Raw genomic sequence first — 23,190 nt, 5'->3', positions numbered from 1 at the left:
CGCCATCTCGGCCAGCGCGCCGGGCACGGCCTCGGGCGTCTCGGCCCGGATCACCCGCAGGGGCGCGCGAAACGCACTGCCCCCCGCCAGCGGCCCGGAGTCGAAGATCACACAGGGCGCGGACATGCCTCCGCCAGAAGCCGTCAGATATCCGCCGCGATGCGCAGATCGCGCAGCGGGCGGACCAGATCGATGGACTGCTGATAGATCGGATCGGCCTTATAGGCCTCCATCGCCTCTTCCGACTCGAATTCGGCATAGACCACAACATCCACCTCGCTCGACAGCTGATCGGACTGCGTATTGCGCTGCACCTCAAAGAACGACGAATGCGGGATCTGCGCAAGCAGCGACAGCCCCTCGACGATCTTGTGGATGTCAGCCTTGTCCTTGGCCGAAAAGAAGACGATGTGGCGAAGCGTTGGTCTCTGTGTCACGGTACTGCCTGTGCTCTGAAAAGATGGTTCGGCCCTTGGCCGAGGATGCGCGCGACAGAACCACAGCTTCGCCTGATGGGCAACAGGACGGATGGGCGCGGTCAGCGGAATGTGCCGCACCCAGCTCGGCCCCTTCAACACGCGGCTCAGCGCAGCCCATCGGCCCGCCTGCGTCAATGGATCCTCGCGCATCACGCACCTGATCAGCGGGCGACTCTTAATATTTCAACCACTTTCGTTGGCTATCACATGAAGTGTTGGATGTGCCTAAAGGGGCTGAGTCTGTGTTCAATATCAAGAATCTGTTCAATTTTAAAAAGACCAAAAGCGGTCAAGCCTTCTCTTCGCTGGCCGAAGACTACATGGGTGTCATCGACAGATATCAGGCCACGATCCAGTTCGAGCTGGACGGCACAATCCGAACCGCGAACAAGAATTTTCTGGAGGCTCTTGGATATTCCCTTGATGAGATCGTGGGAAAGCATCATTCCATGTTCGTCTACAAGAGGTTTTCCCAGTCAAAAGAATATGAGGACATGTGGCGTGACCTCTCTGCGGGAAAATCCTTTTCCAGCCAGTTCCCAAGGGTTACCAAAGACGGGTCGGTCGTCTGGATTCAGGCAACCTATGCCCCCTGTCTCGATAAAAACGAGAATGTCGAATCGGTCATCAAGATCGCGACAAACGTCACTCAACGCAGAGAGGGAATACAGGATATAGCAAAGGCACTGGATCAGCTGCGGGACGGCAATCTGGCCTACCGTATCCAATTAAGCGAAGTGCCCGACCTCAAACTGGTTGGGGAGGCATTTAATCAGGCACTTGAGCATCTCGCCTCTGTCGTTTCCGAAGTGAAGTCCGTGGCGGAGACAGTAAAGCTCACTGCAAACGAAGTGGGTCAGGCATCCACTGATCTTGCCCACAGAACAGAAACTCAGGCGGCGACGCTTGAGGAGACGGCAGCCGCCGTCGAGGAACTGACAGGCACTGTAAAGGCCTCGGCGAAAAGCGCGAATGAAGTTGAAAAGTCCGCCAACGAGGCCATTGCAACAGCACGCAACGGTGGCAAAGTGGTCGGGGATGCCATCGGCGCGATGGCCGAAATCAAAAAATCCTCGGACCGAATCTCTCATGTGATCAAGATTATCGACGACATCGCCTTTCAGACAAATCTGCTTGCCCTCAACGCGGGGGTTGAGGCCGCGCGCGCGGGGGATGCCGGGCGCGGCTTTGCGGTGGTTGCCTCCGAAGTGCGCACACTGGCCGTGCGGTCAGCCGAGTCCGCATCAGAGATCAGGGGCCTGATCAATGACAGCTCTGTGCATGTTTCGCACGGGGTCGGACTTGTCACCCGTGCCGGCGAAGAGCTTGATCTGATCATCACCGGCATTTCGGCGATCCATTCCCATATCTCGGGCATCGCAAGCGCTGCAACGGAACAATCAACCGCCCTGGGAGAGATCAACGCGGGCGTGTCGCAGCTCGATTCCATGACGCAACAGAATGCTGCTATGGTCGAAGAATCCACAGCGGCCAGCCAGTTGCTTGCAAACGATGCCGAGAAGCTGTCCAAATATGTCTTCTCCTTCAAGACCGAGAATACCTACGAAAACAGAAACTCTTTTGCTACAAATGACAATCAGGTCCAAGCGCAGGTTATTGGCGCAAAACGTGCTTCCTGAGACCTGTCATGCCCTTCAAATGTGGCCTTCACAGCCTTCGCGATGCAGGCCACGCCTTTGCTGCACCTCCCCTGTTCCAGAGGACGGAAAATCCCCCTGATGAGCGTTGCGGGTTCAGCAAGGCTGCAATGTTGCTCTTGGCTGTCCGCTGAAGGGCATTCTCGGATCGTTCCCCTCCGATAAACCAAGCCCTCTGGGCCAAGGTTGCTCCCCGCACAACATCTAGCCCCCCGAATTCCCACTCCTCCGAGGCGACCCGTGGGCACGGCCTCTATCCGTCCACGAAATCGCCAGCCATACGAAAACCATACGGCTTCCATATGCCCTCCAGCCCGGCGTCTGCGGCAGGCAGGACACAATGGCAGGGCCTTGGCCCGCTGCGGCTTTTCACAGGGGGATGCCCAAGATACGGTAGGGTCAACGTCCCGCAGCCGAACATGTGGGCAGGATCAAGGGTATTTCAGTGGCACATATCATCGTTGTCGGGAACGAAAAGGGCGGTGCGGGAAAGTCCACCGTTTCGATGCACATCTCCACCGCCCTCGCCAGAATGGGCCACCGAATAGGCACTCTTGACCTCGATATGCGCCAGCAAACGCTGGGCCGATACGCCGACAACCGCTTGAAATTCCTCACATCTTCCGGCCTCGACCTGCCCAGCCCGACCTTCCTGCCCCTGCCCGAGGTCGATCCCGATACCGTGCCGCCGGACGAAAACCTCGCCGACCACCGCCTGCGCGCCGCTGTTGCTCACCTCGAAAAACTGAACGATTTCATACTGATAGACTGCCCAGGGTCACACACCCGCCTGTCGCAGATCGCCCATTCCCTGGCCGATACCCTGGTCACCCCCCTCAACGACAGCTTCGTGGATTTTGACCTCCTCGCCCATGTGGATGCCAGCGGGGAAAAGGTCGAAGGGCCGTCGGTCTATTCAGAAATGGTGTGGAATGCCAGACAGTTGCGCTCTCAGGCCCGGCTGAAACCCATCGACTGGATCGTGCTGCGCAACCGGCTTGGGGCGCAGAATATGGTCAACAAGATGAAGATGGAAAAGGCGCTGGAGCGTCTGGCCAAACGCATCGGTTTCCGCATCGCCCCCGGATTCAGCGAACGCGTGGTGTTCCGCGAACTCTTCCCCCGCGGCCTCACCCTCCTCGATCTCAAGGATGTCGGCGTGAAGCAGCTCAACATCTCAAACGTCGCCGCGCGGCAAGAACTGCGCGAGCTGATCAAGGCGTTGAATTTGCCAGAAGTTTCCATCAGCTTCTGACCGCGCTGCGCTCTTGTCCGGCAAGCCGCAGCAGGCTGCGCCGCAGGGTCTCCAGCTCCTCATCCCCCAGCTGCCGCGCCAGCGCGGTCTCATAGTCGCTCGCCGCGCTGTGCAGTTCCGCATAGGCATTAAGCCCCTCAGCGGTCAGTTCCAGCGGCGCCCGCCGCCGGTCCGCCCGATCAAGCCCCCGCCGCAGAAAATCGCGGCTTTCCAGCCGCTGCACCGCGCGGCTGACCTTGGTCTTGTGAATACCCGCGCGGGCGCTGATCTCCTGCGCGGTCAGGCGGGTCTGCAGCCCCAACTGGAACAGCACCTGCCAGTCCGTCTGCATCAACCCGTACCGGTCCCGGTGCAGGCTTTGAAACCGCAGCACAGATGCCTCCGCCGCCTGATCCAACAGGTACGGCAGGAAAAGCGAGAAATTAAAGTCAAAAGATTGGGTCATCTGCGCGGAACTGTCATTTAAAGTTGAGTTGCACCTAATTTGACGGCCCGACAGGTCAAGGGCCCGCCTGCGCAGATCGGCTTTATCTCTTCACCAGGCCGCAGAAATTCCCCTCCGCCAACCCCTTCAGGACTGGCTTGGTTTGCGCGAAAATGCGGTCTAGGGTCCCGCAGCAATATCAAAAGCTGCATCACCACAGGAGCCCGCATGGCCGCCCCATTGAACCGTTTCAAAGCTTCCCTTGCCAAAGGCGAACGCAGCATCGGCTGCTGGATGGGGCTCTGCGACCCCTATGCAGCCGAGGCGACCGCCCGCGCCGGGTTCGACTGGGTGCTGATCGACGCAGAGCACGCGCCAAACGATCTGGCCTCTATTGCCCGCCAGCTTCAGGTGCTCGATGCACATACCTCGCCCATCGTCCGCCTGCCCATGGGCGAACCCTGGCTGATCAAGCAGGTGCTGGATGCCGGTGCCCAATCCCTGCTGATCCCAATGGTCAATTCGGCCGAAGAGGCGCGCGCGCTGGTCCGTGCCATGCGCTATCCGCCAGAAGGCATCCGCGGCATGGGCTATGTGCTTGGCCGCGCGTCACATTTCGGCACGGTTGCCGATTATGCCGCCACTGCAAACGACCAGATGTGCCTGATCGTGCAGGTCGAAACCCGCGCCGGTCTGGACGCGCTGGACGAGATACTCGAGGTCGATGGCGTCGATGCGGTCTTTGTCGGCCCTGCCGATCTGGCCGCCGACATGGGCCACACAACCAACCCCAATGCCCCCGAAATGCAGGCCGTGGTGGCCGAAACTCTGCGCCGCATCGCTGCATCGGACAAGGCCGCCGGGATCATCGACTTTGATGACAAAGCGCTTGCGCAGCACTTTGAAAACGGAGCGCAATTTGTGGCGGTCGGCGCGGATGTGGTGTTTCTGGCGCGCGGCCTTCGGGCGCTGGCAACAAAATGGCAGGATCACATCGCGGACGCCTAAATCTTTATTAACCAAGATCCGGTCAAACTGGCAGGATGAGGTGTCTCCTGATCCTGCCCCTTCTGACAATCGTGGCGTGCAACACCGCCGGTCCAGGTTTTCGCGGCATTGCCCCGGTGCGGCAAGAGGTGGACGGCAGCCGGTTCCTGCTGCGCGTCAACGGCACATTGGTCGAGGTGATCCGCACCAGCCCAGAGGCTTTCCCAAGGTTCGAAACCGTCGCGCAGAAGGCCGGCCTCGCCGCACATGATCTGACCGGCTGCATCCCGCACTGGATCCGGGGCGACGCCGCCATGATGGTCATCGGCCTGTCCTGCAACGGCTCACCTCCACCGCCGAAGCCCAGACGCAGCGCACGGTTCAGCTGCGATGTTTTCGACACCTATGCCGCACCAGCCCGCACCATCCGCGATCTGCAGCTTGACTGTTATGCGAACTGACTCACCGGCTTTTCAAAAAACAGGCTCGCCGGGGACTCTTTATAATCTGCGAACGGCCCACGGGGCACAAACCCCTGAGACTGGTAAAGCCGCGCCGCCGCGTCCAGACTTGGACCCGTTTCCAGCCGCAGCCAACCCAGACCTTCGGCCCGCGCCACCCCTTCAAGATGCGCAAGCAGCGCCCGCCCCACACCCAGCCCCCGCGCATCGGGATCGACAAAAAACGATTTCACCTCGCCATCCCCATCCATGCGCCGCAGCGCCACACAACCCAGCCCGCGCCCGCCATCTGTGGCCAGATAAAAGCTGATGCCCGGCATGCACAGCGCATCAATCTCCAGAAAGTGGTTGTCTTCGGGCGCAAACAGCGCACGCATCAGTGCGTGACTCTGCTCCAGCAGGGCAACAGCCCGCGGATCTCGGGCGGAAACGGCATCTATTGTGACGGGCATCGGGCTCTCCTGTTCAGCGCATGGCGGCATCCTGCAAATTCCGCGGGCCACGGCAAGCTGGAAACCGCGCAATATTTTGTAGATAAGCCCCCTCAAGCCAACCAGATACGGCGCAATCTCGTTGACACTGCTCGCCCTGAAACCGCACAATGTGCGTCAGACTCTGAATCACAAGGCACCGAACCCCTTTGCAGTTCTCCAAGCTTCGATTGAACGGCTTCAAAAGCTTCGTGGACCCGACCGACCTGATCATTGCCGAAGGGCTGACAGGCGTTGTCGGGCCGAACGGCTGTGGCAAGTCGAACCTGCTGGAGGCCTTGCGCTGGGTCATGGGCGAAAATCGCCCCACCGCCATGCGTGGCGGCGGGATGGAGGATGTGATCTTTGCCGGTGCCGCTTCCCGCAACGCCAAGAACTTTGCCGAGGTCTGCCTGACCATCGACAATTCCGAACGTCTGGCCCCTGCAGGGTTCAACGATCTCGATCAACTCGAAGTCGTGCGCCGCATCACCCGCGATGTCGGTTCGGCCTACAAGGCCAATGGCAAGGAAACCCGCGCCCGCGACGTGCAGATGCTGTTCGCGGATGCGTCCACCGGCTCGCATTCCCCCGCACTGGTGCGTCAGGGCCAGATTTCCGAACTGATCAGCGCCAAACCCAAGGCCCGCCGCCGCATCCTCGAAGAGGCCGCCGGCATTTCCGGCCTTTATCAGCGCCGTCACGAGGCCGAGCTGAAGCTCAACAACACCGAAGCGAACCTGCTGCGCGTAGATGACGTGGTCGAACAGCTTGCCGCACAGCTGACCACACTGGCCCGGCAGGCAAAGCAGGCCGCCCGCTACCGCGCCATCGGCGCTGATCTGCGCCGCGCCGAAGGCCAGCTGCTCTACCGCCGCTGGCGCGAGGCGGATGAGGCCCGCCTGCGCGCCGAACAGGTGCTGCGCAGTATCACGACCGAGGCCGCGCGCATCGAAACCGCCGCGCGCGATGCAGGCAAGCTGCGCGCTCGATATGAAGAGGCCCTGCCGCCCCTGCGCGAGGAAGAGGCCATCGCCTCGGCCATCCTGCAGCGTCTGACGGTGCAGCGCGACACGCTGTCCGATCAGGAAAAGCGCGCCATCGACACCATCGCCACCCTGCGTCGTCGCATCGACCAGATGAGCAATGACATGGAGCGTGAGAGCGGCCTCAATCAGGACGCGATCGACACCATCGAGCGGCTGGAACAGGAAACCCACGACCTGACCCGGGACGCCGAAGGCCACGACGAAAAACTCTCCGAGAGCGCCGAAGCCGCCTCCGAAGCCGCAGGCGTGTTGCAGGAACGCGAAGACGACCTGACCCGCCTGACCGAGGATGTGGCCCGTCTTTCGGCCCGCCATCACTCGGCCCACCGCCTGCTGGGCGACAGCCGCAAGACCCTCCAGCGCAGCGAGGATGAAGCCGCCCGCGCCAGTGCCGCCGCCACGCAGGCGCAGGATGTTCTGGTCAATGCCGACACGACCATGGCCGAGGCCGAAACCTGCGCCCAGACCGCCCGCGACCGCGCGACAGACTCCGAAACCCTGCTGGCCGAGGCGGAAACCGCCCGCGCCGACACCCAGGCGGAAGAGGCCGACGCCCGCGCCGAACGCTCCGAAGCCGAAGGCGAAGCCAACGCCCTGCGCGCCGAGGTGTCCGCCCTGTCCCGCCTGCTGGACCGCGACACCGCCGAAGGCGGCCAGATCCTTGATCAGCTTCAGGTGGCGCAGGGCTATGAAAAGGCACTTGGCGCCGCTCTGGCCGATGACCTGCGCGCGCCGCAGATCGGCGCCGACGGCCCCTCTGGCTGGGCAATCCTGCCGGCCTATGACGCCTCTCAACCTCTGCCCGATGGGGCCAGTGTGCTTGCCAGCCACGTCTCGGTCCCCGAGGTGCTGAACCGCCGGATGAGCCAGATCGGCCTGATCGACGCCGCCGACGGCCCCCGCCTGCAACCGCTGCTGAAACCCGGCCAGCGTCTTGTCAGCCTCCAGGGCGATCTCTGGCGCTGGGACGGCTACCGCGCCGGGGCAGAAGATGCGCCCTCGGCCGCCGCCCTGCGTCTGGAACAGATCAACCGGCTGGACGCGCTGAAGCAGGAAACCACCCGCGCCACCGCCCGGATGGAAGCAGCGCGCGGCGCACATGAGGCGTTGACCGCCCGGCTTGCCGATCTCACCCGCGCCGACAAGGCCGCCCGCGAGGCGCGCCGCCAGGCCGATGCTGACCTCACGCAGGCCACCCGCACCGTCTCGCGTGCCGAAGCTGACCGCAGCGTCGCGATGAGCAAACTCGAAAGCCTCGGCCTTGCCGTCTCGCGTCACGAGGATGAGGCGACACAGGCCCGCCAGCAGGTCTCAGAGGCAGAGCGCGCCATTGCCGAACTGCCCGATCTCGGCTCTGCCCGGGCCGAAGTAGAAGATATCAAGATGACCGTCGAAGCCGCGCGCATAACCATGATGGCGCGCCGCTCTGCCCATGACGAACTGCGGCGCGACGGCGATGCCCGCAAGGCCCGCATCCAGCAGGTCAGCAAGGACCTGTCCGGCTGGCGCAACCGTCTCGAAACAGCAAAGACCCGCAGCGGCGAATTGCTGGACCGCCGTGCCGCCGCCGAAGAGGAACTGGAAGAGGCCTCCGCCGTCCCCGAAGAGCTGGCCGAAAAGCGCGAAGAGCTGAACGACGCGATCAGCGACGCCGAGGCCCGCCGTGCCAGCGCCACCAGCGCGCTCTCCGCCGCCGAAACCGCCCTGCGCGATGCGATCACCGCCGAACGCGACACAGAACGCGCTGCCTCTGATGCCCGCGAAGGCCGCGCCGCTGCACAGGCCCGCACCGAAGCCGCCATAGACACCGTGGCCCAGGCCACCCTGCGCATCGCCGACGATCTGGAAACCACGCCGCAAAAGCTGCTGGCGATGCTGGACACCAACCCCGAGGACATCGCCCCTTCCGACACGATCGAGGCGCAGGTCAACGCCCTGAAACGCCAGCGTGACGCGCTTGGCGCCGTCAATCTGCGCGCCGAGGAAGACGCCCGCGAAGTGCAGGAAGAACATGACACGCTGGTCAGTGAAAAAACCGACCTCGAAGAGGCGATCAAGACCCTGCGGACCGGCATTGCCAGCCTCAACCGCGAGGGGCGCGAACGTCTGCTGACCGCCTTTGAACAGGTGAATTCCAACTTTGGCATGCTGTTCACACACCTCTTCAATGGGGGCGAGGCCAATCTGGTCATGGTTGAATCCGACGACCCGCTGGAAGCCGGTCTTGAAATCCTCTGCCAGCCGCCCGGCAAGAAGCTCTCGACCCTCAGCCTGCTGTCGGGCGGCGAACAGACCTTGACCGCCATGGCGCTGATCTTTGCGGTCTTCCTCGCCAACCCCGCCCCAATCTGCGTGCTGGACGAGGTGGATGCCCCGCTGGATGACGCCAACGTCACCCGCTTCTGCGATCTGCTGGACGAAATGTGCCGCCGCACCAACACGCGGTTCCTGATCATCACTCACCACGCCGTGACAATGAGCAGGATGGACCGCCTCTTCGGCGTCACCATGCAGGAACAGGGCGTCAGCCAGCTGGTTTCGGTCGACCTCAAGCGCGCCGAAAAGCTGGTCGCCTGAAGCATGCTGCCTGCGGGCACCCTGCTGACCTCAATTTCTGACAGAATGCTCTAAAATCCGCCCTACATGCCCCGGCCCGTTCGGGATCTGGCAAGCTTTTGTTCATAAACTGCCGCTATCACTCCTCATAGACACCGTATCTGTTCCGCGTGACCGGGATATTTCTCGCGGCTAGGCAAAAGGTGCCAGGCCGCGTGCGGTATGTCTTTATGGAGGCCGACGTATCATGAGCTATTCTCCCTTCGTAAGCGGCAGCGGCCTCAGCGGCTGGGAATTTCTGAATCGCACCCGCGAAAAACAGCAGATCACGTTCGAAAAATCGCCCTTGGTCGCGCGCGAAACCACCGCGTTCAAGGAACAGATCCAGTCGGTGCAGACCTCCGAACAGCTTCTGGACAACCGCAACCTGCTGAAGGTCGCGCTTGGTGCCTTCGGCCTTGACGATGATCTCAACAACCGCGAATTCATCCGGCAGGTGCTTGATTCTGATCTGTCCGATGCGAAATCCTTGGCGAACCGGCTGGCCGACAAAAGCTACCTCGCGCTGGCGCAGGCCTTCAATTTCAAGGGAACAAGCGGGCCCAAGATCGACTCGACCACAGACAAGGACGCCGTCGCCGCAAAGCTTGCCAAAGTTCAGGAACCTGCGGATCTGCTGTCAGACCCCGGCCTGCTGCGCGCCACCCTCAAAAGCTTTGGCCTCGAAGCGGACAGTGGCAATACATTCTTCCTGCAGAAGGTTCTGACCTCGGATCTGACAGACAAGAGTTCCTTTGCCAACCGGCTCTCGGACAAACGCTATGTGGATCTGGCAAAAACCTTTGATTTTCAGGGCAAGGTCCAGGCCAAGGACAACCTGATCGACTATGCCAAGGATTTTAGCGATGAGGTGCTCTATTTCACCTCGCCGGACAAGCTTCTGAGCGACACCAAATTCCAGAATGCCACCCTCGCGATCTTTGGCTTGGAAAATGACAACAACATTTTATACAAGACGGATTTCCTGAAAAACGTTCTGGAATCCAATCCCTATGATGAAAACTCCTTTGCCGCCACGCAGGAGGATCCGCGCTTTCTCGCCCTGTCCAAGGCCTTCGCCTTTGGTGACCCAGACAGGGAAACAACCGATGCCCTGACGGGTGAGGTCACTCTGGAAAAAAGCGCGGCGGTCAAACTGGTCGAGGCTATGGAAACGCGCAGCACCGGATTTGAAAAATCCAGTGATCTTTTCAACAATGTAAGCCTGACGCTGACGGTCATGAACTTCTTCGACCTTCCGCAAGGCGTCGGAAAGATCGACCTGGCGACCCGGATACTGGACTCCGACCGCTCCGATCCCAACTCGCTGCTGAATGTCTATCCGGACAAACGCTACAAGGCCTTTGCCGACGCCATCAACGTCCAGGCAACCTCGTCCGAGCGGACGTATCCCAGCGGCTTTGCCGACACTATCACCAGAAACTATCTGGACCGGCAGTTCGAAAAGCAGATCGGCGAAAGTGATGCCAACATGCGCATCGCTCTGTCGCTGGAACGCGATCTGTCCGATCTGACCACACGCACCAAATCAACAGATGCCCAATGGTTTGGTGTCATGGCCTCCAAACCACTGCGCACGGTGTTTGAAACCGCCTTCAACCTGCCATCCAGCTTTGGCACTCTGGACATCGACCGGCAGCTGAGCGAATTCAAGAAACGCTCATCGCAGTATTTCGGCGTTGAAAAAGTCTCGGACTTTACCAATCCCGAAAAGCTGGATCAGCTCAGGCGCCGGTTCCTGCTGACAGGGGATCAGCAGGCAAACAACAGCCTTTCCTCCAGTGCCAGCATTGTGCTGTCCCTGCTCAATGGCTATGCCCAGTAACCATCACATCTGAGGGCCATGGCCCCGAACGCGGGTCACACAAAACGCAGGCCCGCCCGGGGCCTTGCGATCACAACCTCTGAAGCAGCGTGACCGTCGGCCAGGCATCTGCAGGCATTCCCAACTGGCGCTGCACATCGCGCACCGCCGATCGTGTCCCGGCCCCCAGAATGCCGTCAATCTCACCCACATCATATCCGCGCGCCGACAGCTTGCGCTGCAGCTGCTGCATCTGCTCTCCGTTCAGCCCCGGCTCGGGGGAACCAGCATCATAGATCTGACCACCCTCCAGCCGGTTGGCGAAATAGGCTGCCGTCAGAACATAGGTAAAGCTTTGATTCCACTCGAAATACACCCGGAAATTCGGATAGGCGATAAAGGCCGGACCACCCTTGCCCTGCGGCAGGAGGAGTGAGGCCCGCAAGCCCTGCGTCAGGGACCCGCTGCGCGCCCGTACGCCCAGCGATTCCCACTCCTCGACGGTCTTCTCGGTCTCAAGCCCGGTCAGGTAGAGATCCAGTCCCTCGGGCAGCACGACCTGCTGCAACCAGGGCTCATTCGCGCGCCAACCCAACCCCGACAGCATCCGCGCTCCCGACATCAGCGCATCCGGAGCCGAGGATTTGAGCGTCACATGCCCATCGCCGTCACCATCGACCCCATTGTTCAGGATATCTTCGGGCAACATCTGCACCATCCCGATCTCTCCCGCCCAGGCGCCCGTCGTGCGCGCCGGGTCGAAATCGCCGCGCTCGAACAACTCAAGTGCGGCAAAGATCTGCGGGCGAAACAGCTCTGGCCTGCGGCAGTCATGCGCCAGCGTGACAAGGGCGTTCAGCGTATTGAAATCCCCCTGAAAGGCGCCATAATCCGTCTCGAACGCCCAGAAGGCCAGCAACACACCGCGCGAGATGCCATAGTCCCGCGCGATCCGGTCGAACACCGCATCGTATTTCTGCGCCATGGCGCGGCCGCGCTCGATTCTGTTCTGGCTGATCAGCTTGCGGGAAAACTCGATGAACCCGGATTGAAATATCCCCTGCGACCGGTCGGCCCGCAGAACCGCCGGATCCTGCTGCACCGGCGCAAGAAAACTCTGCACGCTGGACGAATCATGCCCCCGCGCGATCGCCTCGGCCCGCAGCCCGTCCACAAAACTGCGAAAATCGCCACCACATTGGGCAAATGCCTGCGACGCAGACAGGGTGACACACGTCACAATCGATACTGCCAGCGCTTTCATTCAGTCCCCTCTTGAATGTTTCTGGATGGTCGCATGCACCTTAACATGTGAAATACGCGGTACAACCGATCGACCCTGCCACGAATCGCATCAGCCTGATCGGCAAAACGACGCTGATACGTGGACGCACTGACACATAAAAATGTCTCAATTTGGCCGGCATGATGGTAAACAGTGCTTTGACCAAACGGCAGTGCACCCGCAGCGGAGTTCTAGTTTTGACTGTTCTGATCGTCGAAAGCAGCAAGGATCTCGGCGTGCTTTGGCAACGCCACCTTGAGCGCGCGGGATTGCCGACGATCCTCATGTCCGATGGCGATGCAGCGGTAGATCTGCTTCAGACCCAACCGATCGACGTCATCATCCTCGATCTGGTTCTGGAAAAGGGCAATGCCCTGGCGGTCGCGGATTTCGCTGGCTTCCGCCAGCCGGACTGCCGGGTGATCTTTGTCACCAACACCACGTTCTTCTCGGACGGGTCGATCTTTCAGCTTTGTTCCAATGCCTGCGCCTTTGTGCCCAGCGCAACAGAGCCCGAAGATCTCACGGCCATAGCCCAGCATTACGCTCTCAGAAGCTAAAGCCCGCTGCGTTCCATCGAACGCAACAGGCTTCAAGGCGCGCCACTCACCCGTGTGCTGCATCGCGCCCATGCGGCGCCAGCAGGTCAAGGTCCGGACCGATTGGAATGATCCGATTGGGATTTATCGTGTCGTGGCTGTAGTGGTAATGCCGCACGATATGGTCAAAATTCACCGTCTCCGCGACACCCGGCCATTGATACAACTCCCGCGTCCAGCCCCAGAGGTTGGGATAGTCCACGATCCGCCGCCGGTTGCATTTGAAATGGCCGTGATAGACCTTGTCGAACCGGATGATCGTGGTGAACAGCCGCCAGTCCGCCTCGGTGATCGTCTCGCCCATCAGGTATCGCTTGCCCGCAAGCCGCTCTTCGATCCAGTCCAGCGTATCAAACAGCGGATGCACCGCCTCGTCATAGGCCTCTTGCGATGTGGCAAAACCCGCCTTGTAGACACCGTTGTTCAGCGTGTCGTAAATCCGCGCATTCACCGGCTCGATTGCCGCATGAAGCGCCTCGGGCCAATAATCATCGTGATTTCCGGTGATCCCGTCAAACGCAGAATTCAGCATCCGGATGATTTCGGAACTTTCGTTTGACACGATGGTCTCACGCTGTTTGTCCCAGAGGATCGGCACCGTCACCCGGCCTGAAACCTTGGGATCTGCGCGCAGGTAGATGTCGCGCGCAAACTGCAGACCATACAGCGTGTCCCCCGTCGCCCCGTCAAAATCCGCAGCAAAGGTCCAGCCATCGCCCAGCATGTCCGGATGCACCACCGAAACCCCGATGTGATCCTGCAACCCCTTGAGGCTGCGAAAGATCAGCGCCCGGTGCGCCCATGGGCAGGCATAACTGACATAAAGGTGGTAGCGCCCGGATTCGGCCGCAAATCCGCCCTCACCCGACGGACCGGCACTGCCATCCGCCGTGATCCAGTTGCGAAAACCCGCGGTCGAGCGCACGAATTTTCCGCCGGTTTCCTTGGTGTCGTACCACTGATCCTGCCATTTTCCGTCGACCAAAAGGCCCATGTCCATTCTCCTCATTGCTTTGAACAGACATAAGGTCGTGCGGAAAAAGAACAATCGGGGCCGCGCGCGCAGGCCCCCCCACAGGAATGCACAGACAGCGGGCTCAGCCCAGCCGCGTGCCCGCAGGCAATGCCATGCCGCGCAGAAACACCCCGGTCTCCTGCGCCCCGCGCCCGGCCCGCTGCGCCCGTGTCACCTGCACTGCGCCCTGCCCGCAGGCGACGGTCAGCGCCTCGTCCAGAACCACCCCCGGCGCGCCCTGCCCCTCGGCCAGCCGCGCGCCCAGCAGCTTCACCCGCTCACCCGCGACCAGGGTCCAGGCGCCGGGAAAGGGCGACAGTCCGCGGATCTGCCGGTCGATTTCGACCGCCGAACCGCTCCAATCCACCGCCGCCTCGCTCTTGTCGATCTTCGCGGCATAGCTCACGCCGGTCTCGGGCTGCACCTCGGCCCGCAGCTCTGCCAGCCGCTCCAGCGCCTGAACACTCATCCCGGCACCCAGCGCAGACAGACGGTCATGCAGCGCGCCCGTCGTCTCCTCAGCGCCAATATCAACGGCAGCACGCAGCAGAACCGGCCCGGTGTCCAGCCCCGCCTCCATCTGCATGATGCAGATGCCGGTCTGCGCATCCCCGGCCAGAATCGCCCGGTGGATCGGCGCCGCCCCCCGCCAGCGCGGCAGCAATGACGCATGAATGTTCAGACACCCGAATCGCGGCGCGTCCAGCACGGCCACCGGCAGGATCAGCCCATAGGCCACAACCACGGCCACATCCGCCCTCAGCGCGGCAAACTCTGCCTGCGCCCCGGAACCTTTCAGCGACACGGGATGGCGCACCTCCAACCCCAGCGCCTCGGCCCGGGCCTGCACCGGCGACGGGCGGTCCTTCTTGCCCCGCCCCGCCGGCCGTGGCGGCTGGCAGTAAACGGCAGCAATCTCATGCCCTGCCCCGACCAGCGCCTCCAGCACCGGCACGGAAAACTCCGGCGTCCCCATGAACACGATCCGCATGCCGCTTCTCCCCTTCCAGACAAAGGCAAAAACCCCCGTCTTCATCTGTCCACAAATATCCCAGAGAGCGCGAGACAGCGTCTCTCGCAGCCCCCAACGGGGGCTTGCCGCACAGCTATCCCGCCTTGCGCGCCCGCTTGATCAGCATATCCCGCTTCACCTTGCTCAGGTGGTCAAAATACATCCGCCCCTGCAGATGGTCGATCTGATGCTGCACCGATGTCGCCCAGAGCCCGATGAAATCCCGCTCCTCGACCACAGCCTGATCATTCACAAACCGCACCGTCACCGCACGTGGCCGCTTCACCTCGGCCCAGACGCCGGGCAGGTTGGGGCTGCCCTCTTCATGGGCGCGCAGTTCCACACTGGCGTGCAGCACTTCGGGATTGGCCATCCGCACCGCCTGACCGCGCCCTTCAGAGGCATCCACAACAGCCAGACGCAGCAGCACACCGATCTGCGGTGCCGCCAGACCCACGCCAGGCATCGCCTCCATCGTGTCGATCATATCCGACCAGATCGCCCGGATCTCGTCGGTGATCTCCTCGACCGGCTGGGCGACCGCCCGCAGCCGCCTGTCGGGCCAGGGAATGCACCGCCGCGCCGTCATGCCGCCTCAAACTGAGCAATCAACTCAGCCCGCACCGCAGGTTCCAGCCGGTCAAAGGTCACGAGCCCATCCAGATGGTCCAGCTCGTGCTGCGCACATTTCGCCGCCGCACCGTCCAGCGCATCCACCTGCAACACCCCCTCAAGGTCAATGTATTCCAGCGTCACCGCCTCGGGCCGCGTCACGCTCGCCGACACACCGGTGATCGACAGACAGCCCTCATCGCCGGTCTTCAGCACATCCGACGCCGCAACAATCCGCGGATTGATGCAGACAACCGGCGTCTTCTCTCCGGTTTTCCAGTTCACATCCATCACGAACACCCGCAGCAAAACACCGACCTGCGGCGCGGCCAACCCGCGCCCGGGCGCGTCATACATCGTGTCGAACATATCGCCGACCAGACCGCGCACCGAAGTCACATCCGCAACCGGATCACAGACCACCGACAGTTTCGGGTCGGGCCAGCGCAAAATTTCCAGAACACTCATTCGCGTGCCATATCCCGTTTCATTTTCATCATCTTGCGCGTGATCATCTGACGGCGCAGCGGCTTGAGGTAGTCGATGAACAGCTTGCCCTCCAGATGGTCGATCTCGTGCTGCACGCAGGTGGCCCACAACCCGGAAAACTCTTCTTCCTGCGGCACGCCATTCTGATCCAGCCAGCCCACGCGCACCTCGGCGGGGCGCTCCACATCCGCAAACTGCTCGGGGATGGACAGACAGCCCTCTTCATAGATGCTGCGATCCTCCGACACGGCCAGCACCTCGGGGTTGAACATCACCAGCGGGCGCGGCTTTGCATGCTCACCCTTGACGCAGTCCAGCACAATCAGCCGCTGCATCACACCGATCTGCGGCGCGGCAAGGCCGATGCCCGGCGCGTCATACATGGTCTCAAGCATGTCCGCAGCCAGCGCGCGCAGGGAATCGCTCAGATCCGCCACGGGGGTGGCCACTTTCTTGAGCCTTGGGTCGGGGTGCAGGATGATATGACGTTTCATGCGCCTGCATGTAGGACAACACCGCCCCGCACGCAATATCCATGACCCGGCGACTGCCCCACCCTTGCAGCCACCGCTCCATGCGTTAGCGTCCCGGCAAACACAGCCAAGGACACGATCGCCCATGACCTTCAACTTTGACCAGAACATCGACCGCCGCGGCTCCCATTGCAGCAAATGGGACAGCATGGAGAAACTCTACGGCGTCTCCCCTGACGACGGCCTCGCCATGTGGACCGCCGACAGCGATTATCCCACCGCGCCCTGTGTGCTCGACGCCCTGCGCGCCGCCGCAGATCATGGCATATTTGGCTACACCAACACTTTCCCCGACTATCTCAACGCCGTTCAGTGGTGGATGCAGACCCGCCACAGCTGGCAGATCGACACCGACTGGATCCTGACCACCCAGGGCCTCGGCAATGCCATCGCCCTGTCGCTTGATGTCTGGAGCAACCCCGGCGATGGCGTCGTGGTCTTCTCGCCCGTCTATCACGAATTCCGCCATAAAACCGAACGCGCAGGCCGCCGCCTCACCGAATGCCCGCTGAAACTCGAGGGCGACACCTATGTGGTTGACCTCGACGATGCCCAGTCGCGCCTGAAAGGCGATGAAAAGATCCTGATCTGGTGCTCGCCCCAGAACCCCACGGGCCGCGTCTGGACAGCGGATGAATTGCGCGCCGTCGCCGATTTCGCCACCCGCAACGACCTGCTGCTGATCTCGGACGAAATTCACCACGACCTGATCTATCCCGGCCAGACCTTCGTGCCGATGCATGTCGCGGCGCCAGAGGCACAGGATCGCATGGTGATCCTCACCGCCGCGTCCAAGACCTTCAACATCGCAGGTCAGCGAACCGGCAACATGATCATCCCCGATGCCAAACTGCGCGCGGCGATGAACAAACGCCTGACAGTGCTTGACTACAAACCCGCCGCCCTGTCGCTGATGATGATCACCGCCGCCTACAGCCCCGATGGCGCCGCATGGGTCGATGCACAGATCGACCACCTGATCGGCAACCGCGCCGTCTTTGACGCCGCCATCAACGCCATCCCCGGCGTGCGCTCCTTGCCGTTGCAGGGCACCTACCTCGCCTGGGTCGATTTCTCAGGCACGGGCATGAGCTTTGAGGAATTCGACACCCGCATCCGCAAATCCGCCCGCATCGCCCCCAGCGCCGGCCCAAGCTTTGGCGCAGGCGGCGAAAGCTTTGAACGCTTCAACCTCGCCATGTCCCGCGCCCAGATCGTCGAAGCCGGCGAACGCCTGCAAAAGGCCTTTGCCGACCTGCAGTAAACCTGACGGTGAAACAGCGACCCACCCCCCTGTTTCACCTGTCCCTAAATATTACGGGGGAGTCCGCAGGACGGGGGCAGCGCCCCCAAACCGCCCCCTCCAGAGCGACCTCAGCGCGGCGGGCGGCTGCGATAGACCGGCAGACACCAACCAAACAGGATCGACCCCGCCCGCAGCACAAAGGCCACCCCGCCACAGGCCAGCGCCGACTCCCCCGGCCCGAACCCCAGCAAAGCCGCCAGAACCGTCGCGCAGGACCCGGCAAAGGCGCAGGTGACGTATAATTCGCCCTGCTTCAGCACCAGCGGCACCTCGTTGGACACCACATCCCGCATCAGACCACCCAGACAGCCAGTGATCATCCCCATGACCACCACCACAGGCGCCGACTGCCCCAGTGCCTGCGCCACACCGGACCCCGCCGCCACGGCCACCGCCAAAGCGCAGGCATCCAGCCAGACCAGCACGCGGTAGCGGCTCTCGAACAGATGCGCGGTGAAGAACACCAGCAACGCCGCACCGCTGGCCACGCCCAGATAGGCCGGGTCCGCCATCCAGAACACCGGATTGCGGTCCAGCAGCACGTCGCGCACCGTGCCCCCGCCAACCGCTGTGAGGCAGGCAAAGAAACAGAACCCCACGATGTCCAGCTGCGCCCGGCTCGCCACAAGCGCGCCGGTCAGGGCAAAGACCAGCACCGACGCATAATCCAGAAGACTGAGAAGGCTCATGCCACCGGCTCCGGATTCAGGCTGCGCAATGGCGCAGGCAGGATATCACCCCCCCGCCTTGAACGGCGCCATGCCGGCGCGGGCCAGCTCATCGGCGCGTTCGTTCTCGGGGTGGCCGGCATGGCCCTTGACCCATTTCCAGATCACCGAATGACCTGCCTGCGCGGCGTCCAGACGCTGCCACAGCTCAACATTCTTGACCGGCTTTCTGGCCGAGGTCTGCCAGCCGTTGCGCTTCCAGCCGTGAATCCAGCTGGTGACGCCGTTCTTTACATAGGCGCTGTCGGTGATGATGGTGATCTCGCTCGTGCGCGCGAGCGCCTCAAGTGCGCTGATCGCCGCCAGCAGTTCCATGCGGTTGTTGGTCGTGTCCGCCTCACCGCCCGACAGCTCGCGTTCCTTGACGATCGTGGCGCCATCCATCGCGCGCATCAGCACCCCCCAGCCGCCGGGGCCGGGGTTTCCGCTGCAGGCACCATCGGTATAAGCATATATTTTTGTCATGGCAGCCGTTTCGCCCTCTCCGCCCACCTCGTCAAGGGCTGCACCGTCGTGTTTTGCGTATTTGAGAAAGAGAAGAAGCAGGGGGCCGGCCCGCCGCTTCCCGCATCTTCCCGCTTCTTCTCTTCAAAAATACGCAAAAAGACCTCTCAGCCCGCGCAGAGGCCTATAGAAAAACGCCAACGCCCAGACTGATCACCACCAGCGAGGTCAGCAAAACCCGCAGCTGCATCCACCACTGTGGCGCCAGCCCCCAGCGCCAGAACTGCCAGTCCAGCAGCAACAGCCCGATGAAACCGAAAATCAGGTTCATTCCCGCCGACACCGGCCCGCCGCCCACCATGAAAAACGCCCAAAGCGCCGGAATCACCGACAGCCCATAGCCCGTCGCCGCACGTGGCCCCGTCGCCTTGGTCGCAAATCCCCAGAGCACGCCCGACATGAAGGCAAGGATGACGATGCCATAAGACAGCTGCACATAGGGGCCGATGAACCGCGGGCCAAAGGCATCCTGCCCGAAATCGGCCAGCCCGGGCGAAATCAGCGTCAGCGCGCCCCAGAGGAACGGGATCACCCCGGCAAGGCCAAGGATCAGCGCCGAACGCGGCACCGCGTTCATGCCGGTTCGCGCAGCACGCGCGGCACTTTGAATTCCACGTTTTCCTGCGCCGTCTCGACCAGTTGCACGCTCACGTCATAGCGGGCGCGAAAGGCGTCGATCACCTCGTTGATCAGCACTTCGGGGGCCGATGCGCCCGCCGTTATCCCGATGGACCGGATGCCCTCCAGCGCGCGCCAGTCGATATCCGCCGCCCGCATCACCAGCTGGGAATAGGCACAGCCCGCACGCCGCCCAACCTCGACCAGCCGCTGGGAATTCGACGAATTCGGCGCCCCCACCACCAGCATGGCGTCGCAGTCGGGCGCCATCGCCTTGACCGCCTCCTGCCGGTTGGTGGTGGCATAACAGATGTCTTCCTTGTGCGGGCCGACAATGGCCGGGAACCGCGCGTTCAGCGCAGCCACGATGCCCGCCGTGTCATCCACCGACAGGGTGGTTTGCGTCACAAACGCCAGCCGGTCAGGATCACGCACCTCGACCGTCGCCACATCCGCGACCGTTTCGACCAGCAGCACATCACCCACGGGCAGCTGGCCCATGGTGCCGATGGTTTCGGGATGGCCCGCATGGCCGATCATGATCATCTGCAAACCGTTCTCGGCATGGCGCGCCGCCTCGATATGCACCTTGCTGACCAGCGGACAGGTGGCATCCACATAGACCATCTCGCGCCGCGCGGCCTCGGCCGGAACGGCCCGGGGAACACCATGGGCGGAAAAGATCACCGGGCGGTCGGGCGGACACTCGTCCAACTCCTCGACAAACACCGCGCCCTTGTCGCGCAGCCCGTCGACCACAAACTTGTTGTGCACGATTTCGTGGCGGACATAAACCGGCGCGCCCCATTTCTCCAACGCCATCTCGACGATCTTGATCGCACGGTCCACGCCCGCGCAGAAGCCGCGCGGCGCGGCCAGATATAGGGTCAAAGGGTGCTGCGTCATCTCAACTCTCCTGCTTGCCTCAGACCTAAGTCTTACTTCCCCGCCGGTCCAGTCCCCAGAGTGTCATAAAAACTGTAAACCACGACCCTGTCACAGTTGCCTGACAGTTTTTTCTGCCTACAGTAGCATTCAAGAGCGCTTAAGCGCCGCACGAATCGTCATCGGATCAGCGACCGGGGAGGAGCGCAGCGATGCCATACGCGGAAGACGAGAGACACCTGATCGATTCATGGACCCAGTACATCCATGTTGAAGACATGCGCACCCTGGCACAGGAGGCCCTGCGTCGCGTAGCCGCGCGCAGCACTCTGGTTCAGTCCAGACCAGAGATACCCGAACCGGACCCCGCGACCCTTACCGGTCTCTGCGACACCCTTGTCGGCCCGAATTTCGAAGCCGCAGAAGATGTCGTGATCGCCCTGCTCCGGCAGGGGGTCACGCTGGAGTCCATCTACCACGATTATCTTGGCCGCGCCGCGGCGCAGCTGGGCGAGATGTGGGACGAAGACCGGCTCAGCTTTGTCGACGTGACCCGCGGCGTGTCGCGCATCATCGTGCTGATGCGCACGTTGCGCGACCGGGCCGATCTGCCGCGCATCACCCATGCCGCCCCTATCCTTCTGGCCGCCGTTCCGGGCGAAACCCATGCCCTTGGCGTCACCATGGCGCGCGATCTGCTGCGCGACCGGGGCTGGGATGTCAATCTGCTCCTCGGGCTGGATCACGACGCCCTTGTCGAAAAGATCAGCAAGGCAGATGCCCGTCTGCTGGGCCTGTCCTGTAGTGGCGCCGCCACCGCCAGCGCTTTGGCCCGGGTGATCCTTGCGGTGCGCATGGTGCGCCCGACCCTGCCCATTCTGGTCAGCGGGCAGTTCGCGGTCACTCACACCGATCTGCTGGCCGCCATCGCACCCGACAGCGTTGTGACCACCATTGACGAAGCGGTCTCGGAAATCGAACGCCTGACCGGTCCGGCCTCGAACGACAATATCTCACGGCCCGACCCCACGTCGCCCTGGGCCAACAGACCCTGAAGCGTCCCGCCTTTCGGCTGTGCCGCCACCGCGCAAAGCGATGAGTGTGTTTCGGATGAAAAGCGGGACCCTGTAGGCGTCTGGCGACGAACCCCAGATGACGCGCATCAGTTTTTGCGCCCGATAGAAAAGCGCGTCAGAAAAGATCCGTTTCAAGTTTCGGAAAATCCGCGCAATCGGCGTCGCACATCCCGCAGAGGATTCAGGAACCAACCGCCCTGCGAGAGAGACACCCGGCCCTATGCTGTGCCGGACGCCGCGGCAATCGCCCAGGCCAGCGCGATATATCGTCCGGTCTTCGCCAGCGCGACAAGCACCAGAAACGACCACAGCGGCGTGCGCAGAACCCCGGCAACAACCGTGATCGCATCGCCGAACGGTGCCCAGCTCAGCAGCAGGGACCACAGCCCCCAGCGCCGGTACCATTGCCCGGCGCGGTCCAGCTGGCGTTCCGATACCGGAAACCAGCGTTTGCCGCGAAACCTCTCGACGCCGCGCCCCATGATGTAATTGACCACCGACCCGGCGGTATTGCCGACGCTTGCGACCAGCACCAGCAGCCAGACAGGCGCCACATCGCGCAGCTGCATCGCGCCAAACACCAGTTCGGACTGAAACGGCAACAGGGTCGCCGCACCGAATGCCGCACCGAACAGCGTCAGCAGGGCGGCAACCTCTGTGGTGAACCACGCCGTCACGTCAGCGGGCCAGCCATCTCCTCCGGCCCGCGCATCTTATTTTCCGCTGCTGGCAACTTCAAAGCTGCGCTCTGCCGGTGCGGCTTCGCGCGGCGAACGGCCGATCACATCCCGCAGCTCGTCCAGCTCGATGAAATTGTCGGCCTGGCGGCGCAGTTCATCGGCAATCATCGGCGGCTGGCTGCGGATCGTCGAAACCACAGACACACGCACACCCTGACGCTGCAGGCTTTCCACCAGCGGGCGGAAGTCGCCATCGCCCGAAAACAGCACAACATGGTCGACACGCGGCGCCAGCTCCATGGCATCGACGGTCAGTTCGATATCCATGTTGCCCTTGACCTTGCGGCGGCCTTGACTGTCGGTATATTCCTTTGCCGGTTTCGTCACCATGGTGAAGCCGTTGTAATGCAGCCAGTCAACCAGCGGGCGGATCGGAGAATATTCATCATTCTCAAGCAGCGCAGTATAATAAAAGGCCCGCAGCATCTTGCCGCGACGCACGAATTCCTGACGCAAAAGTTTGTAGTCGATGTCGAACCCAAGCGCCTTGGCGGCCGCATAAAGGTTAGAGCCATCTATGAACAGCGCGAGCCGTTCGTCCTTGTAAAACATCAAATTCTCTCCCGTTTAATCTAAAATCGGTAG

The 23,190-nt window shown here is 62.1% G+C and carries 24 protein-coding genes; 9 read left to right on the top strand and 15 right to left on the bottom strand.

Annotated elements, in window-relative coordinates:
* Nucleotides 1–143: 143 nt before the first annotated feature.
* The gene (locus P775_RS28750; RefSeq protein WP_245875546.1) at nucleotides 144–437 is read right to left on the bottom strand and encodes a Dabb family protein; all 294 of its coding nucleotides are present in this window, start codon (nucleotides 435–437) and stop codon (nucleotides 144–146) included.
* Between the two features lie 284 nt (nucleotides 438–721).
* On the opposite strand from P775_RS28750, the gene P775_RS03225 reads away from it, so the two are divergent.
* Together P775_RS03225 and P775_RS03220 are read left to right on the top strand one after the other, a co-directional pair.
* Nucleotides 722–2,119, top strand: coding sequence for a methyl-accepting chemotaxis protein (locus P775_RS03225; protein WP_245875545.1), 1,398 nt, complete (start codon nucleotides 722–724; stop codon nucleotides 2,117–2,119).
* Between the two features lie 463 nt (nucleotides 2,120–2,582).
* Complete coding sequence (locus P775_RS03220) at nucleotides 2,583–3,392, top strand: division plane positioning ATPase MipZ (RefSeq protein WP_099909609.1); 810 nt, start codon at nucleotides 2,583–2,585, stop codon at nucleotides 3,390–3,392.
* Here P775_RS03220 and P775_RS03215 read toward each other — a convergent pair.
* Nucleotides 3,382–3,837, bottom strand: coding sequence for a MarR family winged helix-turn-helix transcriptional regulator (locus tag P775_RS03215; protein WP_099909608.1), 456 nt, complete (start codon nucleotides 3,835–3,837; stop codon nucleotides 3,382–3,384). The two genes, P775_RS03220 and P775_RS03215, sit on opposite strands and share 11 nt — an antisense overlap.
* Before the next feature lie 207 nt (nucleotides 3,838–4,044).
* Here P775_RS03215 and P775_RS03210 point away from each other — a divergent pair, with 207 nt between their 5' ends.
* Together P775_RS03210 and P775_RS03205 are read left to right on the top strand one after the other, a co-directional pair.
* Nucleotides 4,045–4,824: an aldolase/citrate lyase family protein gene (locus P775_RS03210; protein WP_099909607.1), complete on the top strand. Its 780-nt coding sequence runs from the start codon at nucleotides 4,045–4,047 to the stop codon at nucleotides 4,822–4,824.
* Between the two features lie 35 nt (nucleotides 4,825–4,859).
* Nucleotides 4,860–5,264, top strand: coding sequence for a hypothetical protein (locus P775_RS03205; RefSeq protein WP_099909606.1), 405 nt, complete (start codon nucleotides 4,860–4,862; stop codon nucleotides 5,262–5,264).
* Here P775_RS03205 and P775_RS03200 read toward each other — a convergent pair.
* Nucleotides 5,252–5,716 carry a GNAT family N-acetyltransferase gene (locus P775_RS03200; RefSeq protein WP_099909605.1) on the bottom strand — a complete coding sequence of 155 codons (465 nt, stop codon included), beginning with the start codon at nucleotides 5,714–5,716 and terminating at the stop codon, nucleotides 5,252–5,254. The genes P775_RS03205 and P775_RS03200 overlap by 13 nt on opposite strands.
* A 188-nt stretch (nucleotides 5,717–5,904) precedes the next feature.
* Between P775_RS03200 and smc the strand changes: the two genes are divergently transcribed.
* Both smc and P775_RS03190 read left to right on the top strand, forming a co-directional pair.
* Entirely contained in the window at nucleotides 5,905–9,360 is a 3,456-nt protein-coding gene (smc, locus tag P775_RS03195; protein WP_099909604.1) for a chromosome segregation protein SMC, read from the top strand.
* A 226-nt stretch (nucleotides 9,361–9,586) separates the two neighbouring features.
* On the top strand, nucleotides 9,587–11,224 hold the full coding sequence (locus P775_RS03190) for a DUF1217 domain-containing protein (protein WP_099909603.1): 1,638 nt from the start codon (nucleotides 9,587–9,589) through the stop codon (nucleotides 11,222–11,224).
* A gap of 70 nt (nucleotides 11,225–11,294) precedes the next feature.
* Here the strand turns inward: P775_RS03190 and P775_RS03185 are convergent, their stop codons facing one another.
* Complete coding sequence (locus P775_RS03185) at nucleotides 11,295–12,467, bottom strand: lytic murein transglycosylase (protein WP_099909602.1); 1,173 nt, start codon at nucleotides 12,465–12,467, stop codon at nucleotides 11,295–11,297.
* A 218-nt stretch (nucleotides 12,468–12,685) separates the two neighbouring features.
* On the opposite strand from P775_RS03185, the gene P775_RS03180 reads away from it, so the two are divergent.
* A complete protein-coding gene (locus tag P775_RS03180) occupies nucleotides 12,686–13,048 on the top strand; it encodes a response regulator (RefSeq protein WP_099909601.1) in 363 nt (120 codons plus the stop codon).
* 46 nt (nucleotides 13,049–13,094) lie between these two features.
* Here P775_RS03180 and P775_RS03175 read toward each other — a convergent pair whose 3' ends face one another.
* The 5 genes from P775_RS03175 to def (P775_RS03155) form a co-directional block, all read right to left on the bottom strand.
* Nucleotides 13,095–14,081, bottom strand: coding sequence for a glutathione S-transferase family protein (locus tag P775_RS03175; protein WP_099909600.1), 987 nt, complete (start codon nucleotides 14,079–14,081; stop codon nucleotides 13,095–13,097).
* Between the two features lie 103 nt (nucleotides 14,082–14,184).
* Nucleotides 14,185–15,093: a methionyl-tRNA formyltransferase gene (gene fmt / locus P775_RS03170; RefSeq protein ID WP_099909599.1), complete on the bottom strand. Its 909-nt coding sequence runs from the start codon at nucleotides 15,091–15,093 to the stop codon at nucleotides 14,185–14,187.
* Nucleotides 15,094–15,208: 115 nt separating this feature from the next.
* Nucleotides 15,209–15,703, bottom strand: coding sequence for a peptide deformylase (def, locus tag P775_RS03165; protein ID WP_099909598.1), 495 nt, complete (start codon nucleotides 15,701–15,703; stop codon nucleotides 15,209–15,211).
* Nucleotides 15,700–16,194, bottom strand: coding sequence for a peptide deformylase (gene def / locus P775_RS03160; protein ID WP_099909597.1), 495 nt, complete (start codon nucleotides 16,192–16,194; stop codon nucleotides 15,700–15,702). The genes def (P775_RS03165) and def (P775_RS03160) overlap by 4 nt, the downstream gene beginning before the upstream one ends.
* Nucleotides 16,191–16,709, bottom strand: coding sequence for a peptide deformylase (gene def / locus P775_RS03155; protein WP_099909596.1), 519 nt, complete (start codon nucleotides 16,707–16,709; stop codon nucleotides 16,191–16,193). The genes def (P775_RS03160) and def (P775_RS03155) overlap by 4 nt, the downstream gene beginning before the upstream one ends.
* Nucleotides 16,710–16,833: 124 nt before the next feature.
* Here def (P775_RS03155) and P775_RS03150 point away from each other — a divergent pair, with 124 nt between their 5' ends.
* The gene (locus P775_RS03150; RefSeq protein WP_099909595.1) at nucleotides 16,834–18,012 is read left to right on the top strand and encodes a MalY/PatB family protein; all 1,179 of its coding nucleotides are present in this window, start codon (nucleotides 16,834–16,836) and stop codon (nucleotides 18,010–18,012) included.
* 110 nt (nucleotides 18,013–18,122) lie between these two features.
* Here the strand turns inward: P775_RS03150 and P775_RS03145 are convergent, their stop codons facing one another.
* The 4 genes from P775_RS03145 to ispH form a co-directional block, all read right to left on the bottom strand.
* Entirely contained in the window at nucleotides 18,123–18,743 is a 621-nt protein-coding gene (locus P775_RS03145; RefSeq protein ID WP_099909594.1) for a trimeric intracellular cation channel family protein, read from the bottom strand.
* Between the two features lie 45 nt (nucleotides 18,744–18,788).
* Nucleotides 18,789–19,247, bottom strand: a complete 459-nt coding sequence (rnhA, locus tag P775_RS03140; RefSeq protein ID WP_099909593.1) for a ribonuclease HI — start codon at nucleotides 19,245–19,247, stop codon at nucleotides 18,789–18,791.
* Nucleotides 19,248–19,410: 163 nt separating this feature from the next.
* Complete coding sequence (locus P775_RS03135) at nucleotides 19,411–19,863, bottom strand: DUF3429 domain-containing protein (protein ID WP_099909592.1); 453 nt, start codon at nucleotides 19,861–19,863, stop codon at nucleotides 19,411–19,413.
* On the bottom strand, nucleotides 19,860–20,810 hold the full coding sequence (ispH, locus tag P775_RS03130; RefSeq protein ID WP_099909591.1) for a 4-hydroxy-3-methylbut-2-enyl diphosphate reductase: 951 nt from the start codon (nucleotides 20,808–20,810) through the stop codon (nucleotides 19,860–19,862). Before ispH ends, P775_RS03135 begins: the two co-directional genes overlap by 4 nt.
* Nucleotides 20,811–21,001: 191 nt before the next feature.
* Between ispH and P775_RS03125 the strand changes: the two genes are divergently transcribed.
* Nucleotides 21,002–21,844: a cobalamin B12-binding domain-containing protein gene (locus P775_RS03125; RefSeq protein WP_099909590.1), complete on the top strand. Its 843-nt coding sequence runs from the start codon at nucleotides 21,002–21,004 to the stop codon at nucleotides 21,842–21,844.
* 239 nt (nucleotides 21,845–22,083) lie between these two features.
* Here the strand turns inward: P775_RS03125 and P775_RS03120 are convergent, their stop codons facing one another.
* Nucleotides 22,084–22,542, bottom strand: a complete 459-nt coding sequence (locus P775_RS03120; RefSeq protein ID WP_245875544.1) for a YqaA family protein — start codon at nucleotides 22,540–22,542, stop codon at nucleotides 22,084–22,086.
* Nucleotides 22,543–22,578: 36 nt separating this feature from the next.
* A complete protein-coding gene (locus P775_RS03115; protein WP_099909589.1) occupies nucleotides 22,579–23,157 on the bottom strand; it encodes a LabA-like NYN domain-containing protein in 579 nt (192 codons plus the stop codon).
* Nucleotides 23,158–23,190: the final 33 nt, after the last annotated feature.

Origin of the sequence: Puniceibacterium antarcticum, assembly GCF_002760615.1 — a bacterium.
Taxonomy (GTDB): domain Bacteria; phylum Pseudomonadota; class Alphaproteobacteria; order Rhodobacterales; family Rhodobacteraceae; genus Puniceibacterium; species Puniceibacterium antarcticum.
The sequence above is the reverse complement of the archived record's forward strand: the minus strand, read 5'-3'. Positions and strand labels throughout refer to the sequence as shown.

Bases quoted from the DNA above. Each gene is read 5' to 3' on its own strand.
- P775_RS03215 (WP_099909608.1), bottom strand. From the start codon at position 3,837: ATGACCCAATCTTTTGACTTTAATTTCTCGCTTTTCCTGCCGTACCTG.
- P775_RS03210 (WP_099909607.1), top strand. From the start codon at position 4,045: ATGGCCGCCCCATTGAACCGTTTCAAAGCTTCCCTTGCCAAAGGCGAA.
- P775_RS03205 (WP_099909606.1), top strand. From the start codon at position 4,860: ATGAGGTGTCTCCTGATCCTGCCCCTTCTGACAATCGTGGCGTGCAAC.
- P775_RS03200 (WP_099909605.1), bottom strand. From the start codon at position 5,716: ATGCCCGTCACAATAGATGCCGTTTCCGCCCGAGATCCGCGGGCTGTT.
- P775_RS03190 (WP_099909603.1), top strand. From the start codon at position 9,587: ATGAGCTATTCTCCCTTCGTAAGCGGCAGCGGCCTCAGCGGCTGGGAA.
- P775_RS03185 (WP_099909602.1), bottom strand. From the start codon at position 12,467: ATGAAAGCGCTGGCAGTATCGATTGTGACGTGTGTCACCCTGTCTGCG.
- P775_RS03175 (WP_099909600.1), bottom strand. From the start codon at position 14,081: ATGGGCCTTTTGGTCGACGGAAAATGGCAGGATCAGTGGTACGACACC.
- fmt (WP_099909599.1), bottom strand. From the start codon at position 15,093: ATGCGGATCGTGTTCATGGGGACGCCGGAGTTTTCCGTGCCGGTGCTG.
- def (WP_099909598.1), bottom strand. From the start codon at position 15,703: ATGACGGCGCGGCGGTGCATTCCCTGGCCCGACAGGCGGCTGCGGGCG.
- def (WP_099909597.1), bottom strand. From the start codon at position 16,194: ATGAGTGTTCTGGAAATTTTGCGCTGGCCCGACCCGAAACTGTCGGTG.
- def (WP_099909596.1), bottom strand. From the start codon at position 16,709: ATGAAACGTCATATCATCCTGCACCCCGACCCAAGGCTCAAGAAAGTG.
- P775_RS03150 (WP_099909595.1), top strand. From the start codon at position 16,834: ATGACCTTCAACTTTGACCAGAACATCGACCGCCGCGGCTCCCATTGC.
- P775_RS03145 (WP_099909594.1), bottom strand. From the start codon at position 18,743: ATGAGCCTTCTCAGTCTTCTGGATTATGCGTCGGTGCTGGTCTTTGCC.
- rnhA (WP_099909593.1), bottom strand. From the start codon at position 19,247: ATGACAAAAATATATGCTTATACCGATGGTGCCTGCAGCGGAAACCCC.
- P775_RS03135 (WP_099909592.1), bottom strand. From the start codon at position 19,863: ATGAACGCGGTGCCGCGTTCGGCGCTGATCCTTGGCCTTGCCGGGGTG.
- ispH (WP_099909591.1), bottom strand. From the start codon at position 20,810: ATGACGCAGCACCCTTTGACCCTATATCTGGCCGCGCCGCGCGGCTTC.
- P775_RS03125 (WP_099909590.1), top strand. From the start codon at position 21,002: ATGCCATACGCGGAAGACGAGAGACACCTGATCGATTCATGGACCCAG.
- P775_RS03115 (WP_099909589.1), bottom strand. From the start codon at position 23,157: ATGTTTTACAAGGACGAACGGCTCGCGCTGTTCATAGATGGCTCTAAC.